Annotated in this window: 21 protein-coding genes and 1 pseudogene; 1 reads left to right on the top strand and 21 read right to left on the bottom strand. The window is 41.7% G+C overall.

From position 1 onward, the window contains the following. Positions 1 to 39 precede the first annotated feature (39 nt). Positions 40 to 753, bottom strand: coding sequence for an N-acetylmuramoyl-L-alanine amidase CwlD (cwlD, locus tag NST24_RS00945; protein ID WP_017359175.1), 714 nt, complete (start codon positions 751 to 753; stop codon positions 40 to 42). A gap of 58 nt (positions 754 to 811) precedes the next feature. Then, on the bottom strand, positions 812 to 1255 hold the full coding sequence (locus NST24_RS00940; protein ID WP_035389125.1) for a YbaK family protein: 444 nt from the start codon (positions 1253 to 1255) through the stop codon (positions 812 to 814). 147 nt (positions 1256 to 1402) lie between these two features. Between NST24_RS00940 and NST24_RS00935 the strand changes: the two genes are divergently transcribed. Next, positions 1403 to 1972 (top strand): DUF4825 domain-containing protein, encoded by a 570-nt coding sequence (locus NST24_RS00935; RefSeq protein ID WP_342462179.1) that lies wholly within the window; start codon positions 1403 to 1405, stop codon positions 1970 to 1972. Positions 1973 to 2009: 37 nt separating this feature from the next. On the opposite strand, the gene NST24_RS00930 is transcribed toward NST24_RS00935, so the two are convergent. The 19 genes and pseudogenes from NST24_RS00930 to NST24_RS00840 all read right to left on the bottom strand — a co-directional run bounded on the left by NST24_RS00930 (position 2010) and on the right by NST24_RS00840 (position 15208). Next, complete coding sequence (locus NST24_RS00930; RefSeq protein ID WP_342462178.1) at positions 2010 to 3017, bottom strand: serine hydrolase; 1008 nt, start codon at positions 3015 to 3017, stop codon at positions 2010 to 2012. Positions 3018 to 3118: 101 nt separating this feature from the next. Continuing rightward, positions 3119 to 3591 (bottom strand): annotated as a pseudogene (locus NST24_RS00925) (GNAT family N-acetyltransferase). Between the two features lie 36 nt (positions 3592 to 3627). Next, a complete protein-coding gene (locus NST24_RS00920) occupies positions 3628 to 4374 on the bottom strand; it encodes an amidohydrolase family protein (RefSeq protein ID WP_342462177.1) in 747 nt (248 codons plus the stop codon). Positions 4375 to 4471: 97 nt separating this feature from the next. After that, positions 4472 to 4987 (bottom strand): GNAT family N-acetyltransferase, encoded by a 516-nt coding sequence (locus tag NST24_RS00915; protein WP_144680487.1) that lies wholly within the window; start codon positions 4985 to 4987, stop codon positions 4472 to 4474. Positions 4988 to 5386: 399 nt separating this feature from the next. Beyond that, the gene (locus tag NST24_RS00910; RefSeq protein WP_342462176.1) at positions 5387 to 6235 is read right to left on the bottom strand and encodes an HNH endonuclease; all 849 of its coding nucleotides are present in this window, start codon (positions 6233 to 6235) and stop codon (positions 5387 to 5389) included. 165 nt (positions 6236 to 6400) lie between these two features. Further along, entirely contained in the window at positions 6401 to 6793 is a 393-nt protein-coding gene (gene rpsI / locus NST24_RS00905; protein ID WP_007496354.1) for a 30S ribosomal protein S9, read from the bottom strand. A 20-nt stretch (positions 6794 to 6813) separates the two neighbouring features. Further along, positions 6814 to 7251, bottom strand: a complete 438-nt coding sequence (rplM, locus tag NST24_RS00900; protein ID WP_003217042.1) for a 50S ribosomal protein L13 — start codon at positions 7249 to 7251, stop codon at positions 6814 to 6816. Between the two features lie 164 nt (positions 7252 to 7415). Next, positions 7416 to 8159, bottom strand: a complete 744-nt coding sequence (gene truA, locus NST24_RS00895) for a tRNA pseudouridine(38-40) synthase TruA (protein WP_110487780.1) — start codon at positions 8157 to 8159, stop codon at positions 7416 to 7418. Positions 8160 to 8170: 11 nt separating this feature from the next. Next, a complete protein-coding gene (locus NST24_RS00890) occupies positions 8171 to 8968 on the bottom strand; it encodes an energy-coupling factor transporter transmembrane protein EcfT (protein ID WP_007496348.1) in 798 nt (265 codons plus the stop codon). Next, the gene (locus NST24_RS00885) at positions 8965 to 9834 is read right to left on the bottom strand and encodes an energy-coupling factor ABC transporter ATP-binding protein (RefSeq protein WP_342462175.1); all 870 of its coding nucleotides are present in this window, start codon (positions 9832 to 9834) and stop codon (positions 8965 to 8967) included. Before NST24_RS00885 ends, NST24_RS00890 begins: the two co-directional genes overlap by 4 nt. Continuing rightward, positions 9810 to 10652, bottom strand: a complete 843-nt coding sequence (locus tag NST24_RS00880; protein WP_342462174.1) for an energy-coupling factor ABC transporter ATP-binding protein — start codon at positions 10650 to 10652, stop codon at positions 9810 to 9812. The genes NST24_RS00885 and NST24_RS00880 overlap by 25 nt, the downstream gene beginning before the upstream one ends. Before the next feature lie 124 nt (positions 10653 to 10776). Beyond that, positions 10777 to 11139, bottom strand: a complete 363-nt coding sequence (gene rplQ, locus NST24_RS00875) for a 50S ribosomal protein L17 (protein ID WP_003216944.1) — start codon at positions 11137 to 11139, stop codon at positions 10777 to 10779. Positions 11140 to 11214: 75 nt separating this feature from the next. Further along, positions 11215 to 12159, bottom strand: a complete 945-nt coding sequence (locus NST24_RS00870) for a DNA-directed RNA polymerase subunit alpha (RefSeq protein ID WP_003217009.1) — start codon at positions 12157 to 12159, stop codon at positions 11215 to 11217. A 175-nt stretch (positions 12160 to 12334) separates the two neighbouring features. Beyond that, on the bottom strand, positions 12335 to 12730 hold the full coding sequence (gene rpsK, locus NST24_RS00865) for a 30S ribosomal protein S11 (RefSeq protein WP_003217231.1): 396 nt from the start codon (positions 12728 to 12730) through the stop codon (positions 12335 to 12337). A gap of 20 nt (positions 12731 to 12750) precedes the next feature. Beyond that, positions 12751 to 13116 (bottom strand): 30S ribosomal protein S13, encoded by a 366-nt coding sequence (gene rpsM, locus NST24_RS00860; protein WP_003217023.1) that lies wholly within the window; start codon positions 13114 to 13116, stop codon positions 12751 to 12753. Between the two features lie 21 nt (positions 13117 to 13137). Further along, positions 13138 to 13251 carry a 50S ribosomal protein L36 gene (gene rpmJ, locus NST24_RS00855; protein WP_003156543.1) on the bottom strand — a complete coding sequence of 38 codons (114 nt, stop codon included), beginning with the start codon at positions 13249 to 13251 and terminating at the stop codon, positions 13138 to 13140. 31 nt (positions 13252 to 13282) lie between these two features. Further along, positions 13283 to 13501 carry a translation initiation factor IF-1 gene (gene infA / locus NST24_RS00850; RefSeq protein WP_003217190.1) on the bottom strand — a complete coding sequence of 73 codons (219 nt, stop codon included), beginning with the start codon at positions 13499 to 13501 and terminating at the stop codon, positions 13283 to 13285. A 310-nt stretch (positions 13502 to 13811) separates the two neighbouring features. Next, positions 13812 to 14558: a type I methionyl aminopeptidase gene (map, locus tag NST24_RS00845; protein ID WP_342462173.1), complete on the bottom strand. Its 747-nt coding sequence runs from the start codon at positions 14556 to 14558 to the stop codon at positions 13812 to 13814. Further along, positions 14555 to 15208, bottom strand: coding sequence for an adenylate kinase (locus tag NST24_RS00840; protein ID WP_007496336.1), 654 nt, complete (start codon positions 15206 to 15208; stop codon positions 14555 to 14557). The genes map and NST24_RS00840 overlap by 4 nt, the downstream gene beginning before the upstream one ends. Positions 15209 to 15219: the final 11 nt, after the last annotated feature.

The following is a 15219-nucleotide window of genomic DNA, read 5'->3' as shown; positions in this document are numbered from 1 at the left end:
GTCTGTCCTCTTTGCCTGCGATAAACAAGAAAAAGCCCCTTATTCAGGCGGCTCTTTTTGCTCTGTTAAATATCTTAAAATGCCTTTATAAATCGAAGCAGCAATTTGATCCTGATATTTAGGAGTCGCCAGCTGACCAGCCTCTTTTGGATTCGATAAAAATCCGATTTCGACAAGCGCTCCTGGCTTCGTGACATTTTGCATTAAATAAATCCCGTTGATTCGCTTCGCCTTGCGATCTGTGTTTTCAAGGTTGTTGCGCAATTCATCTTGAATGAACTTCGCTGCTTTTTCATTCTCTTCATACTTTCCGTAAAAGAACGTCTGTGCCCCGCTCCATTTGTTCGATGGGATCGCATTTAAATGAATGCTTAAATAGAGATCCGCTTCAGATTCATTGATGACTTTCACACGGTTTCTCAAATCCTCCGCTTTCTTTCGGGCATAACCCTTTGTATTCTTTGATGATAAATCAGAGTCATCCTCCCGGGTCATGAGAACAAGCGCTCCCTGCTCCTGCAAATAGTCTCTTATCTTCATGGACACATCCAGTGCAATCTCTTTTTCGAGCAGCTCTCCTCCTACGGCCCCGCCATCTGGACCGCCGTGACCCGGATCTAAATAGATGATCTTGCCGCTCAAAGGCAAGTTCCACGATTTCCACGAATCATCATTTAGAAACTGAAATCTGAATAAGAATAAGAGGACAATAAACCCGATTAAAAACCCTGTCCATTTCAGCTTTCTTTTCATCCCTGTCCCTCCCATACACCATTATTTTATAGATATGGGACAAGGGCTGGAAATATGCTTAGTGCAGTCGAAGCTTATGCCTTTTTTCTGATTCCCGAAAGCCTTCCTGCCACCACTTACTTAAAAATTCCTTAGCAAATGGATACAGACACGACATCTTACGCTCCATTCGGAACATATTCCCCCATGATTGCAAACACCCTGCTAGCTCCTCAACCAGCTCATCTTCTTCATGAACTGACCGCTTTTTTATATCATCGAAGGATTCACCATACTTACTCGACTCACCGTATCTCCCACCTGCTAAAAAAGCCTCAATGGCGAAATCGATACAGCCATCACTCATAATCCCAGCTGGATCATCTGCAAATGGGAACAGCTTCCTCGTGAATTTCTCGGAAGCGACCGTCACCTGTTGAAGAGACAATGTACGCAACAGCTTCTTTTCAAGCGTGACATCTCGTTTTGTTTTCAATTGATAAAATGAAAGAACTTCTGCCATGGACTGAACTCCTTTTTTTCTTTGTATTGTTCGTTGGTTTGAACAAAACATGCAGTTCAGTAAATGGAAATCAATGCGCTAACGGATTGGGAAATTGTGATAAAATGAACATTTATATATAGAAAGAATAGAAAAGGGGCAAAATTCATGAAGAAGTGGATGTATATCCTGTTGCTACTAACAGTCGTCTTATCTGGATGCGGCAGTCAAGCGACCGAGCAGAAGAGCGACATAAAAGGAATAGAAGACATATCATTAAAACAGCTCTCCAAACACAAAAATTCTTATATTGGAGACAATGGAGCAGTCGGCGCTATTTTATCAGATCTTCCAGGTAACGTGATTCGCGAGTATGAAATCGTAGATGAAAAAGCGCTAAAAGTGACATACGGCGTGAAAGAAAATACCAATGATACAGAAGAACAGTTTGATACATTTTGGTTTGATAAGAAGGATACCATTGAAAAAAACTACTTATATAATGCATTGGCACTTTTTATTCTTATCGATAATGTGGAGCAAGTGACACTCAAGATGAACGCTAAAGACGAGCCATCCGTCACGTTTAAAAGAAAACAGCTAGAAAAAAAGCTGCCTCACTCTTTTAAAGAGTACAAAGACGATACAGCGCTTTGGCAAAAGGAACTGGTTGATGGAGTTGTGAAGTCAAAAGATAAACGTCAAGATGTATACAAAGCGTTTCCCATCAAGAAATAATAAAAACAGAGGGGCGTCACCCTCTGTTTTTTGATAATTATGTAGTAAAAGCTTGAATCAATCGTTGTCGAAAGTTTTGATCTGCTACTACGGTAAGTATAAATTCATCGAACACTTCCCCCATCCAGTGAGAATTCTCCGCTTTCAGGTCATTGATGAATAGAGAAATCGATATAGTTGATGTATCCGTTTTTCGATATAAGGCAGCAGTGACAACAAACAACGTCGATCCACCTTTATACCAAATATATTGATCTGTTTCCGTCTTCAATGTTTCTCCCAACACAATTTGGCTAAAAAGACGCTTTTCTTCTGTTGTTAACAGCTCATCCTGTAGACGTTTCATAAAATGTGCATATTGATTCGTTGTAGACCTTGTCATCTTTTGCGTCAGTAATGATTGAATACGCAAGCTTAACAAGTTCTTTTTCATTAATTTTTCTTCTAACGCCTTTTTATGCTCCGGGTCATTTTTCATGATATGAAAAATCTCAATCATCAGAGATTTGTATTGTTCATCAGTTACATCGCTTATTTGCTTTAATGCATCCTGCTCATGATCAGATACATAGGCTGGCCACAACACCTTGGGTGTCAGCGGCATGAGTTCATCATGTTCTGTAAGACCTGCTTGTTTCATCTGATCATTGATCTTCTCTAAGCCCAGCAGGTCAATCAAATAATCAGTACAAGCATTCGAACTAAATTGCATCATCCCTTTGGCAACATCTAATAAAGTTGCATGCTCAGAAAAATCGTTAACCTCCAGCCAGTATGTGTGAGCACCGCCATCGGTTCTATCAATATAAAACCGCTCTATATCAGACAATGTCACTTTTTCACCTAGCTTGATGTCACCTCTGGATACAGCTTTAACAAAATGAAACAAAACCATTAATTTCATCGTACTTGCAAGTGGTGTTTTTTGATCACCATTCCAATCTAATACCACATCTTCATTTTCAATAATTGTTACTGATACGTCCTTTTTGTTTTTCGTGACAAATGTCAAAAGATCCTCTTTTGTTTTCTTCAAATGTTTCACCTTTCCAAACCACTATAGATTCTCGTCTCCAATATAACAAATATTTGAAACAAAGGCACAAAAAAGCAAAGGGCTGTGAATACCTTTGCTTCTTGATGTGTTTATTTACGAAGAAGATGCAGTTTCATCCCATCATGTGTAGCTTCAAATCCCAACTTTTCGTAAAGACGGCGTGCTTCTGGCCTCTGTTTGTCAGTTGTCAGCTGAATCATATGACACCCGCGGTCACTTGCGCGTTGAATAGCCCGTTTGATCAACAATGTGCCAATTCCTCTTCCTCTATGAGTCGAGGCTGTACGAACTCCTTCTATTGAAGCTCTCCATCCTCCTTGATACGTTAGAAATGGGGTCATTGTTAATTGGAGAACACCGACTACCTCGTCCCGATCACAAGCGACGATTAGTTCAATATTGGGATCCGCTTCGATCGAATGAAAGGCATTGAGGTAGCTTTCTAATAATGGACGAGTGTAGCGTTCTCTCTTTGGCCTAATTTGTCATCTGAAAGCATCAAAACGATGTTGTCGAGGTCTCCTTGGACGGCTTCTCTAAATGTCAATTGATTCAGATTCAATGAACACACCTCCTATCACGGAATGGAAGCCTTTATTCATTTGCCAAAATACCAATTGATAGCGTTCTCATATAAAATTTTATCCACTGCTTCCTCATCAAACATCTGTTGAATCAATTTAACATCACCGTATTCAAATGGCCGTTTCGCCCTTGTAGAGGGCAGGTCTGTACCAAACATCAGTGCATCAGGATTCGTTTGATAAATAGACGTCAATGCCTGTTCAACATGTAAATCTACACGTCCAAAGCCAGTCGCTTTCACACGAACCCCTTTATCAACCAGCTTGAGCAAATGCGGCAAACCTTCTTCAGATAAGCCTAGATGATCAATGGAAACGGCCGGCAGCTGTTCAAGCGTTGATGAGATGTCAGGGAGATGCTTAGCGTCTATGTAAATCTCACTATGCCACCCAGCCAGCTCATACACCCTTCTCGCAAAATAGTCGAGCTTTGAAATATCCTCCGAACCGCCCCGCTTCACATTAAAACGTAAAGCCTTGACCCCATGTTGATCCAAATGAACAATCTCATCGTCAGTTGCTGTAAAAGGTAATTGTGTCACACCGCAAAAAGCTGGTCCCATTTCATCGAGGGCTTTCAACAAATAACCTTGATAAAAACCCTGAAATGACCCTGACACAATCGCTCCACCTACAATCCCCAAATCAGCTGTCTCTCTCCTATAATCATTCACCACATAACTCGGCGGTGTATATCCTTGGTTTTCTTGAATAGGAAAATCAAAATCAATGATATGAAAATGTGCATCAAAGATCCTCATGCCCGCGCCCCTCTTCTGCTTATTTGACCTGATTATATCAATAGAGCAAGCCAAGGGATATTTGGAATGACGAATTACTTCATATCATGAAAACTTATCAAGTTTTCCATTCCTCTCGTAAGATGGCATAATAAAACTCATCCCACCACTCATTTCCTTGTGGTATACATTTTTCAAAATAGCCCTCTCTCCTCATCCCCATTTTCTCCATCACTCTCCATGACGGCACATTTTCAGGCTGACAAGTGGCAATGATTCGATGTAAATTCATTGTGTGAAAACCATGATGTAGGACAGCAAAAGCAGCTTCTGATGCATAGCCTTTGTTTTGATATGCAGAATTGAAGACCCAGCCAATTTCATATGTGTGCTCACCAAAGTAAGGATGAAACACGATATGCCCGATGCATGTATGATCTTCTTTTAATAGAACAGCAAAATTCTTGCCCGTCTCAAGACGATTATTTTTGACAAATTGCTGCGCCTCTTCTCTAGAAAAAACACCTTCTGGCATATACTTCATCACCGCTAGATCAGATGTATATGCATAGACATCTTGCCAATCATCCTCAATAAACGGTCGAATGAGACATCTTTCTGTTGTTAGATTCATAAATGCCATCCCCCTTTAACATCATTTTTTAAACAGAAACCTGACTATGATCCTATTTTATATGTTTCCAGACAGAAAGAAACACAAATAAAAAAGCACCAGCAGGATGCTGATGCTTTTCATATAGGGTTTGTCTGTACAAACCCTTGTAAAACGTCCATACAATATAATATTGATTAACCTTTTGAGAACTGAGGTGCGCGACGTGCGCCTTTAAGACCGTATTTCTTACGCTCTTTTGTCTAAGTTATAAGTATGAAGAAAAGGAGAAGTGTTTGATTTTTAAAATCCTGAGTCAACGGTTTTTTTCATTTATCAAAAATAGAATGAATATCGTTTGTTTCGTCGTCAAAAATACGACCACAATTAACCAAACTGTCTTCCGCTGGAAATTTCCAATTAATTTAAATTTTTATCATTTCTATTCCTTACGTACTTTGTCACTTTCTCTTGTAGTTTTCTTACGTCCTCTTCCAAATCTAAAATATGCATTTTATCGTGACAATTGGGACAAAGAGCAATAGTGTTATATATTGAATCCTCTCCACCAAGTGATAACCATTTGATATGATGGGTGTGTAAATGAGGCTCCCCATTCTTATTTACATATGGAGCCGGTTGATCACATAACTGACAAATCCCCTTTGCCCAACGTTTTGCAAATTCTGTTATATATGGGTCACGTTCATATGTAGTTGAGATAGTCTGACGTTTACTACTTTTTCTTCTGGCGGTTCTAGCTCTGTTTTCTAATTCGCTCTCATCCAGTTTTCTTACCTTCTTTTCCCGTAATTCTTGTTTCATTTTTATCGTCTTATCTGAAAGAAATACCTCCTTTTGTTTGTCTTCTAACATAAGAGGGAAAACCCAAACTTGCCGATGCTGGCCTTTATCATCTAGTTGCTCTTCTTGATAGGGTTCACCAGCTAATTTCACTACCCCCATATACAAATATTTCTTTGCTTCAAACACTTCAAACAAATGCAGCTCCACTTTATTACTTATTGATTCAGCCACAGTTTTATTTTGAGATGTCAATGTCTGATCTCCCACTCTGCCCATACCAGTATAATGAAGAACATTTCCGTCCCATCGATCTTCATACAATGCTTTTGTATGATCTGATACTAAAACTAAGGTATTTGTTTTATGCGAGCGCCTCATACCTCCTTGAGGAGCACATTTAAAAATTTCAGTTATTTCATTATTATTAAATATTCCTCCGGGCTCTATATTAACTAAACTCACATTTTCACCTGCCTATAAATTAATACCTTCAGTAATATAAATATCTCTAGACTCATATCTCCAGCTTAAAATACTCACGTCTTCAATTTTATAAAAGAAGTTCTTGAACCCTTAAAAAAAAAGACCCCCAAGCATAAGCCTGAGAGTCTTCGAAACGTAATAGAATTAACGTTTTGAGAACTGAGGTGCGCGACGTGCGCCTTTAAGACCGTATTTCTTACGCTCTTTCATACGAGAGTCACGAGTAAGAAGTCCAGCACGTTTAAGTGGTGTACGGTACTCAGGATCTACTTCTAGAAGAGCACGAGAGATACCGTGACGAATTGCTCCAGCTTGACCAGAGAATCCACCACCGTGAACATTTACAAGAACATCGTAGCTGTTAGCTGTTTCTGTGATGTTCAAAGGCTGTTTCACGTCTTCGATTAAAGCAGCGAATGGAATGTATTCAGTAATTTCACGATTATTAACGACGATACGGCCTTCACCTGGAACTAAGCGAACGCGCGCTACAGAACTTTTACGACGACCTGTACCGTAATATTGAACCTGTGCCAAATTGTTAACCTCCCTTATAATTAACCGCGAAGTTCGTAAACTTCAGGTTGTTGTGCTTGATGTGGATGCTCAGAACCACGGTACACATTTAATTTTTTGAACATTTGACGACCTAGTGGACCCTTTGGAAGCATACCTTTGATAGCAAGCTCCAACATTTTTTCAGGGTAGTTTGTACGCATCTCAAGAGCAGTTCTTTGTTTCAAACCACCTGGGTGCATCGTATGACGGTAGTAAATTTTGTCCGTCAATTTCTTACCAGTTAATTCGATTTTCTCAGCATTGATGATGATCACGTGATCACCTGTATCAACGTGTGGTGTATAAGTTGGTTTGTGCTTACCGCGCAAAAGTGATGCTACTTCAGTAGAAAGACGACCTAGAGTCTTACCTGCCGCATCAACCACTAGCCATTTGCGCTCAATTGTGCTTGCGTTCGCCATTGGTGTTGTACGCATGAGTTTCCCTCCTAAATAAATCAATGAATTTTCCTGAATCAAATGCTACGTTCTATTTCAAAACACAGATAAGTCTTCCGGGGCTTATTTGTGGGGTTGAAATACATACCATATGATATCTTATAACTTTCTGCTTCCTGTGTCAAGAACATGTTACACCTGGTTTAGTTGTCATAGAAAACTTCCCATAAATACAGTCCGTGACTGGGCGCAGTCTTGCCTGCCGCTTCGCGATTTCGGGCGGCAAGCATAGCTTTTATCTCCTCAGGGTGAAATTTACCAGAACCAATTTCAAGTAACGTGCCGGCTATAATTCGCACCATGTTATATAAAAAACCATTCCCTCTCACACGCATTTCAAGCCCGTCTGAGACGTTTTTCCACTCAAGGGCGTAAATCTCCCTCACCTTGTCTTGAACCTCTGTATTGGCCGCACAAAAGCTTGTGAAATCATGTATGCCAATGAGGTGCCCAGCAGCTTCTCTCATTTTGTCTGCATCCAGCCGGTAAGGAAAGTGGCAGGCATACTGTCTCGTGAACACATTTTGGTGCGTTTCCGTTGAGACCTTATAACGGTACTCCTTCGAAACGACACTAAAACGTGCATGAAACGATTCATCCACTTCCTCAGCCTTTAGAACCCTGATGTCATCAGGCAGGAGACTATTGAGGGCAAAAGGCCATCTTTCCATCGGGATGGCCAGCGGGGTGTCAAAATGGATGACCTGCCCCTTTGCGTGAACGCCACTGTCTGTCCGGCCAGAAGCCACAATCGGAATCAGTTCATCTTGTTTATGCATTCTAGCAAGAGCAGATTCAATCTCCGTTTGTACAGTACGCTGTCCTGGTTGCACTTGATACCCTTTAAAATGTGTCCCATCGTATGATACGGTACATTTTACTTTCATCTAGGCATCACCTAATTTCTAAGCAGCACAAGGAGTGCTGTTAACAGAATGAATAGAAGCAGCGTGAACGTGTCTTTCATTCCCCAGACAAGCTGACGGTATTTCGTACGCCCTTCTCCCCCGCGGTAGCCTCTCGCTTCCATAGCGGTCGCCAATTCCTCCGCACGCTTAAACGCACTGACGAAAAGCGGGACAAGCAACGGAACAATCGCTTTTAAACGATCTTTCACGGGTCCGCTTGTAAAATCAACACCTCTTGCCATTTGGGCTTTCATGATTTTGTCTGTTTCTTCGAGTAAAGTCGGAATAAATCGAAGAGAAATTGACATCATAAGAGCAAGTTCATGAACAGGTAGCTTGATTTTACGGAAAGGATGCAGCAGCTTCTCCATACCGTCTGTCACTTCGATAGGCGTTGTGGTCAACGTCAGAAGTGTTGTCATCATGATGAGATAGACAAAACGGAGTGAAATGAAAATCCCCTGTTTTAGACCTTCTTCATAAATATTCAGAAAACCAAAGTGAAGGAGCAAAGCGCCATCCTTTGTCATGAAGATATGCAGAATAAAGGTAAACAGAACAATCCAAAGGATGGGTTTCATTCCTTTGAGAATAAAGTACAGCGGCACCTGAGACACCATCACCACAAGGATCGTAAAGACCCCTAAAAGCCCGTAAGTGATGTAGTTATTCGCAAAAAAGACAATAAAGACAAAAAAGAAAATTGATAACAGCTTTGTCCTTGGATCAAGACGATGGACAAAGGATGTACCTGGCACATATTTGCCGATAATCATACTATCCATCATGATGTCGTGTCCTCCTGATATAAAGCTGTTAAGGCTTCTGCCATTTCATCCATGGTCAGAAGCGGTCTTGGAAACGTCATCCCCAGCTTTTCTTCGACAGCCTGCTGGAATTTGATCGTTTCCGGGAGGTCCAGTCCGAAAGAAGACATGTCGGTACGATTGGCAAATAGCTCCCTCGGCGTACCTGTCGCCTTTACTGTTCCTTTGTGCATCACAATCATTTGATCCGCATAATGAGCGGCATCTTCCATACTGTGTGTCACAAGGATCGTCGTCAGGTTGGCTTTTTGATGAAGCTCATAGAACATGTCCATGATTTCTTTACGTCCGCGTGGATCTAATCCCGCAGTCGGCTCATCAAGCACAAGCACTTCTGGCTCCATCGCTAGAACACCTGCAATCGCCACACGTCTCATTTGACCACCGCTTAATTCAAAGGGTGATCGAGGTAACAAGGATTCAGGAAGGCCTACAAGCTTCAGCATCTCTTTAGCCTTGGCTTCTGCCTTTTCTTTTGGAACACCGAAATTCATCGGACCAAAGCAGATATCCTTTAGAATCGTCTCCTCAAAGAGCTGATGTTCAGGAAACTGAAACACGATGCCGACCTTTTTTCGAAGGGGTTTCATATCCTTCTGCTTTTTATTGGCTTGTAAGACCGTATCTCCAAGCGCAATGCTCCCCTTTGTTGGTTTGAGCAGTCCATTTAAGTGCTGCAGCAACGTCGACTTGCCGGAACCCGTATGACCAATGACAGCCACATAGCTGCCTTCTTTGATGGAAGCATTGACATCATACAAAGCGAGACGCTCAAACGGCGTTTTCATTTGATAACGATGCTCTAATTCTTTGATCGTAATGTCCATAGCTCTTTCACCAATCCTTCTTGTGTCAAATGGGCATTTGCAAGCGGCACACCTTGCTGCTTCAATTGCTTACTCAAACGGTAGGAAAATGGCAGATCAAGTCCAATCTGAACCAGCTGTTCATCTAGTTCAAATACTTCCTCTGGTGTTCCCTCGGCAAATTTCTTCCCGCCATTCATCACAATAACGCGGTCTGCCTTCGCAGCCTCGTTTAAATCATGTGTGATGGAAATGACCGTGACCGTTCCTTGTTCCTTCAGCAGTCTGACGGTTTCTAACACTTCTTCACGGCCAATCGGATCAAGCATTGATGTTGCTTCATCCAAGATCATGATGTCAGGGCTTGCGGCAAGTACACCTGCGATTGCTACTCTCTGCTTTTGCCCGCCTGATAGATGGTGCGGCTCTTGATCAAGAAACTCCTGCATATTGACCTGTTTGACAGCCCAATCTACACGCTCTATCATCAATTCCCGCTCAACCCCGTTATTTTCTAAACCAAAAGCCACATCATCACGAACCGTTGAGCCAACGAATTGGTTGTCTGGGTTTTGAAAGACCATGCCGACCTTTTTGCGAATATCCCAAACACTTTCTTCTTTCAGCTCAATCTCACCAACCTTGACCGTTCCTGCATCCGGTAAAATGAGCCCATTCAGTACACGGGCAAGTGTGGATTTACCTGAACCGTTGTGGCCAACAATGGCAAGCCATTCATTTTGATTCACATGCAATGACACTTGGTCTAAAGCGGGCTTGTCCGCATCTTTGTGATAACGAAATACAATGTCTTTTACGTCAATTAATGTCTTCTCCATCTCTACCGGACCTCCTCTCAGCTCAACCTCTACTTTGCCTATTGCTAAAAAGCCGTAGTATCTAAAAAAGGGCATAGATCCAGTTATGAACTGTCCCGCCCTTTCTTAGATACACGATATGTGATTAAACTAATTCAATGACAGCCATTGGTGCGCCATCGCCGCGACGAGGTCCAAGCTTCATGATACGAGTGTATCCACCTTGGCGATCTTCGTAGCGAGTTGCAACGTCAGCGAATAATTTTTGAAGTGCATCTTGGTTTGTTTCAGCGTTAGCTACTTCGTTACGAATGTAAGCTGCAGCTTGACGGCGAGCATGAAGATCTCCGCGTTTGCCAAGAGTGATCATTTTTTCAACTACAGAGCGAAGTTCTTTCGCACGTGTTTCAGTTGTTTCGATGCGTTCGTTGATGATCAAATCAGTCGTTAGGTCACGAAGCATTGCTTTACGTTGTGCACTAGTGCGTCCTAGCTTTCTGTATGCCATGTGATGTCCCCTCCTTAATTAGAGATGCTGTATGAATAAAAAACACACGAAAATCCTAGTTCACAATGAAACTAGTCAATCGTCTTTACGAAGACCCAGTCCAAGTTCTTCTAGTTTCGCTTTCACTTCTTCAAGAGATTTACGTCCAAGGTTACGAACTTTCATCATATCCTCTTCTGTCTTGTTAGCAAGCTCTTGAACAGTGTTAATACCCGCACGCTTCAAACAGTTGTAAGAACGAACAGAAAGATCAAGCTCTTCAATTGTCATTTCAAGCACTTTTTCTTTTTGGTCTTCTTCTTTTTCAACCATGATTTCTGCATGCTGAGCTTCGTCAGTTAACCCAACGAAAATATTTAGGTGTTCAGTTAAAATCTTAGAACCTAGAGCGATCGCTTCTTTCGGTCCTGTGCTTCCATCAGTCCATACATCTAGTGTTAATTTATCATAGTTTGTGATTTGCCCAACACGGGTGTTCTCCACTTGATAAGTTACACGAGATACAGGTGTATAGATTGAGTCGATCGGAATCACGCCGATAGGCTGATCGTCTCTTTTGTTTGCATCAGCAGGATTATACCCGCGACCTCTTTGTGCAGTCAAACGAACACGGAAGCTCGCATTTTTGCCAAGAGTTGCGATGTGGAGATCTGGATTTAAGATTTCAATATCGCTGTCGTGTGTAATATCAGCAGCTGTTACAGTTCCTTCATCTTGTACATCAATTTCAAGCGTCTTCTCTTCTTCAGAGTAGATTTTGAGTGCAAGCTTTTTAATGTTTAAGATAATCGTTGTAACATCTTCAACCACGCCTTCGATCGTTGAGAATTCGTGTAAGACACCATCTATCTGGATCGATGTTACAGCTGCACCAGGAAGTGAGGATAAAAGGATACGACGAAGGGAGTTCCCTAAAGTGGTACCATATCCACGCTCAAGTGGCTCTACGACAAACTTGCCATACTTGGCATCGTCGCTGATTTCAACCGTTTCGATTTTTGGTTTTTCAATTTCGATCATCTAATAAAACCCTCCTTCAAAACGTCGAAACCTCGAATAGAATCATATGAGATTCCATCCGAAATTCCTCATTGTTTAGTCCCGTATGTGCTCAGGCAACGAGTCGTGTATTCGTCTCATAAATAACTGTATCATAACCCATTATTGACAGGGACACAAAATCTATACAAACAAATTACACGCGGCGACGTTTTGGTGGACGGCATCCGTTATGAGGAACTGGAGTTACGTCTCTGATTGCAGTAACTTCAAGACCTGCAGCTTGAAGCGCACGAATTGCAGCTTCACGACCAGAACCAGGACCTTTAACAGTTACTTCAAGTGTTTTAAGACCATGTTCGATAGAACCTTTAGCAGCAGTTTCAGCAGCCATTTGTGCAGCGAAAGGAGTAGATTTACGAGAACCTCTGAATCCTAATGCACCAGCACTTGACCAAGAAATTGCGTTTCCATGAACATCAGTAATCGTTACAATCGTGTTGTTGAAAGTGGAACGGATATGAGCGATTCCAGCTTCAATATTCTTTTTCACGCGACGTTTACGCGTATTTTGTTTACGAGCAGCAGCCATTCTTTAACTACCTCCTTTACTTATTTTTTCTTGTTAGCTACAGTACGACGCGGACCTTTACGAGTACGCGCGTTGTTTTTTGTGTTTTGTCCACGAACAGGAAGTCCTCTACGATGACGGATTCCGCGGTAGCTTCCGATTTCAATTAGACGTTTAATGTTAAGTGAAACTTCACGACGAAGGTCACCTTCTACTTTAAGTTTGTCAATGATATCACGGATTTTACCTAGTTCGTCTTCAGTTAGATCGCGAACGCGAGTGTCTTCAGAAACACCTGCTTCTTTAAGGACTTGTTGAGCCGTCGTACGACCAATTCCAAAAACATATGTTAAAGAAATGACAACACGCTTATCACGTGGAATATCTACACCAGCAATACGAGCCATGATTTGGGCACCTCCTTGTTATTAGCCTTGTTTTTGTTTATGTTTTGGGTTTTCACAGATCACCATTACTTTTCCTTTTCTGCGAATCACTTTACATTTTTCACAGATAGGTTTAACAGATGGTCTCACTTTCATGTGTTTCCAACCTCCTTCTTCCGGAGTTGCTTTATTTGTAACGGTACGTAATTCTACCACGAGTTAAGTCATATGGAGATAATTCTACCGTAACTTTGTCTCCAGGTAAAATGCGAATGAAGTGCATACGGATTTTTCCTGATACATGAGCCAAAACTGTATGACCATTCTCTAGTTCAACTTTGAACATTGCATTTGGCAAAGTTTCTGCTACAGTACCTTCCACTTCAATTACATCGTCTTTCGCCATTCAAGTGTTCTCCCTTCTTCAAATCAGTAACTTGCTCTCTGATAAATGTCCAAATGAGATGTTCTCAATTGTCCATCTATCACCCGACCTGTTTTGAATATACTGTTCTGAACTTCCGGAGATACGCAATCATAAAAGGTTAAATGATTGATATTTTTTCTTAGGAGAATGAATTTACGCTTTTCTCCGTCTGCGATTAGTACATGGCAGCCATCGAACACGCCGATGACAACTGTATACTGATCTTGTTCTTTCCTTGGACTATACAGACAACCTGCCCGATTTGGGCCTGAAAGGCTTCAGTGAAGACCTAAATCTTAGTCAGTATATCAAAACCTGTATCTGTAATCGCAATCGTATGCTCAAAGTGAGCACACTTTTTCCCATCAACCGTTACAACCGTCCAGTTATCAGCCAGTGTTTTCACATATCGGCTGCCTGCGTTCACCATCGGTTCGATGGCCAACACCATTCCAGGTTTGAGCCGTGGGCCTTTGTTCGGCGGACCATAATGAGGAATTTGAGGGTCCTCATGAAGATCCTGTCCGACCCCATGTCCAACATATTCTCTAACAACTGAGAAATTCTCATCTTCAACATACGTTTGTATGGCATGGGAAATGTTTGACAGACGTTCACCTGGCTTTGCTTCCTGTAAGCCCTTATATAGAGATTCCTCTGTGACTTCCAGTAGTTTGCGGTCCTCATCACTGATTACCCCAACTGGATAAGTCCAAGCAGAGTCACCATGATAGCCATTTAACTTTGCGCCGATATCGATACTAATGATGTCTCCATCACGTAAAACCCGTTTACCAGGAATACCGTGAACGAGTTCTTCATTCACCGAAACGCAAATGCTCCCGCGAAAACCATTATACCCTTTAAAAGATGGGATTGCACCCTGCTTTGTAATAAAACGTTCGGCAATTTGATCCAATTCTTTTGTCGAAATACCTGCTTTTATATGTTTCTTCAGCTCTTCATGAGTCAGTGCGACAATGCGTCCAGCTTCTCTCATAATCTCAAGCTCGCGAGGAGTTTTACAGATAATCATTTATTTAATCCCCCAAGCAGGTCCTTGATATCAGCGTAAACATCGTTAATGTGCTTCGCACCATCAATGTTTGCAAGATATCCTTTTTCTGAATAGAAGTTCAGTAAAGGTTCAGTCTGCTTTAAGTTCACTTCAAGTCTTGTCGAAACGGTTTCTGCATTATCATCTGCACGTTGATAAAGCTCGCCTCCACACTTGTCACAAACATTTTCTTTCGCAGGTGGATTGAATACTAAATGATATGTTGCTCCGCAATCTTTGCAAATTCTTCGGCCAGTCAGACGCTCCATCAAAGCATCTTTATCGACTTTAATATTAATGACATAATCAATCGTTCTGCCAAGGTCCTTTAGAATGTCTTCTAAAGCTTCAGCCTGAGCGACTGTTCGCGGAAATCCGTCCAGAAGAAAACCTTGTTCACAATCATTCTTGCCAAGTCTTTCTCTAACAATACCGATTGTGACCTCATCAGGAACAAGCTCTCCTTTATCGATAAAGGATTTTGCTTCGAGTCCAAGTTGTGTCTCCTCTTTCATAGCAGCACGGAACATATCTCCTGTTGAGATATGAGGGATCCCATAATCATCAACAATTCGTTCTGCCTGAGTGCCTTTACCAGCACCCGGAAGCCCCATTAAGACTAAGTTCATTTCGGATTTCC

The sequence above is a fragment of the Bacillus sp. FSL R5-0286 genome (genome assembly GCF_038593245.1).
Taxonomy (GTDB): domain Bacteria; phylum Bacillota; class Bacilli; order Bacillales; family Bacillaceae; genus Bacillus; species Bacillus altitudinis.
This window is presented reverse-complemented; position numbering and strand designations above follow the sequence as displayed.

Bases quoted from the DNA above. Each gene is read 5' to 3' on its own strand.
- NST24_RS00940 (WP_035389125.1), bottom strand. From the start codon at position 1,255: ATGGCAGAAGTTCTTTCATTTTATCAATTGAAAACAAAACGAGATGTC.
- NST24_RS00920 (WP_342462177.1), bottom strand. From the start codon at position 4,374: ATGAGGATCTTTGATGCACATTTTCATATCATTGATTTTGATTTTCCT.
- rplM (WP_003217042.1), bottom strand. From the start codon at position 7,251: ATGCGTACAACACCAATGGCGAACGCAAGCACAATTGAGCGCAAATGG.
- rpsK (WP_003217231.1), bottom strand. From the start codon at position 12,730: ATGGCTGCTGCTCGTAAACAAAATACGCGTAAACGTCGCGTGAAAAAG.
- cwlD (WP_017359175.1), bottom strand. From the start codon at position 753: ATGAAAAGAAAGCTGAAATGGACAGGGTTTTTAATCGGGTTTATTGTC.
- infA (WP_003217190.1), bottom strand. From the start codon at position 13,501: ATGGCGAAAGACGATGTAATTGAAGTGGAAGGTACTGTAGCAGAAACT.
- rplQ (WP_003216944.1), bottom strand. From the start codon at position 11,139: ATGGCATACAGAAAGCTAGGACGCACTAGTGCACAACGTAAAGCAATG.
- NST24_RS00880 (WP_342462174.1), bottom strand. From the start codon at position 10,652: ATGGAGAAGACATTAATTGACGTAAAAGACATTGTATTTCGTTATCAC.
- NST24_RS00870 (WP_003217009.1), bottom strand. From the start codon at position 12,159: ATGATCGAAATTGAAAAACCAAAAATCGAAACGGTTGAAATCAGCGAC.
- rpmJ (WP_003156543.1), bottom strand. From the start codon at position 13,251: ATGAAAGTGAGACCATCTGTTAAACCTATCTGTGAAAAATGTAAAGTG.
- NST24_RS00890 (WP_007496348.1), bottom strand. From the start codon at position 8,968: ATGATGGATAGTATGATTATCGGCAAATATGTGCCAGGTACATCCTTT.
- NST24_RS00915 (WP_144680487.1), bottom strand. From the start codon at position 4,987: ATGAATCTAACAACAGAAAGATGTCTCATTCGACCGTTTATTGAGGAT.
- NST24_RS00935 (WP_342462179.1), top strand. From the start codon at position 1,403: ATGAAGAAGTGGATGTATATCCTGTTGCTACTAACAGTCGTCTTATCT.
- rpsM (WP_003217023.1), bottom strand. From the start codon at position 13,116: ATGGCTCGTATTGCTGGTGTAGATATTCCACGTGATAAGCGTGTTGTC.
- truA (WP_110487780.1), bottom strand. From the start codon at position 8,159: ATGAAAGTAAAATGTACCGTATCATACGATGGGACACATTTTAAAGGG.
- NST24_RS00885 (WP_342462175.1), bottom strand. From the start codon at position 9,834: ATGGACATTACGATCAAAGAATTAGAGCATCGTTATCAAATGAAAACG.
- NST24_RS00840 (WP_007496336.1), bottom strand. From the start codon at position 15,208: ATGAACTTAGTCTTAATGGGGCTTCCGGGTGCTGGTAAAGGCACTCAG.
- map (WP_342462173.1), bottom strand. From the start codon at position 14,558: ATGATTATCTGTAAAACTCCTCGCGAGCTTGAGATTATGAGAGAAGCT.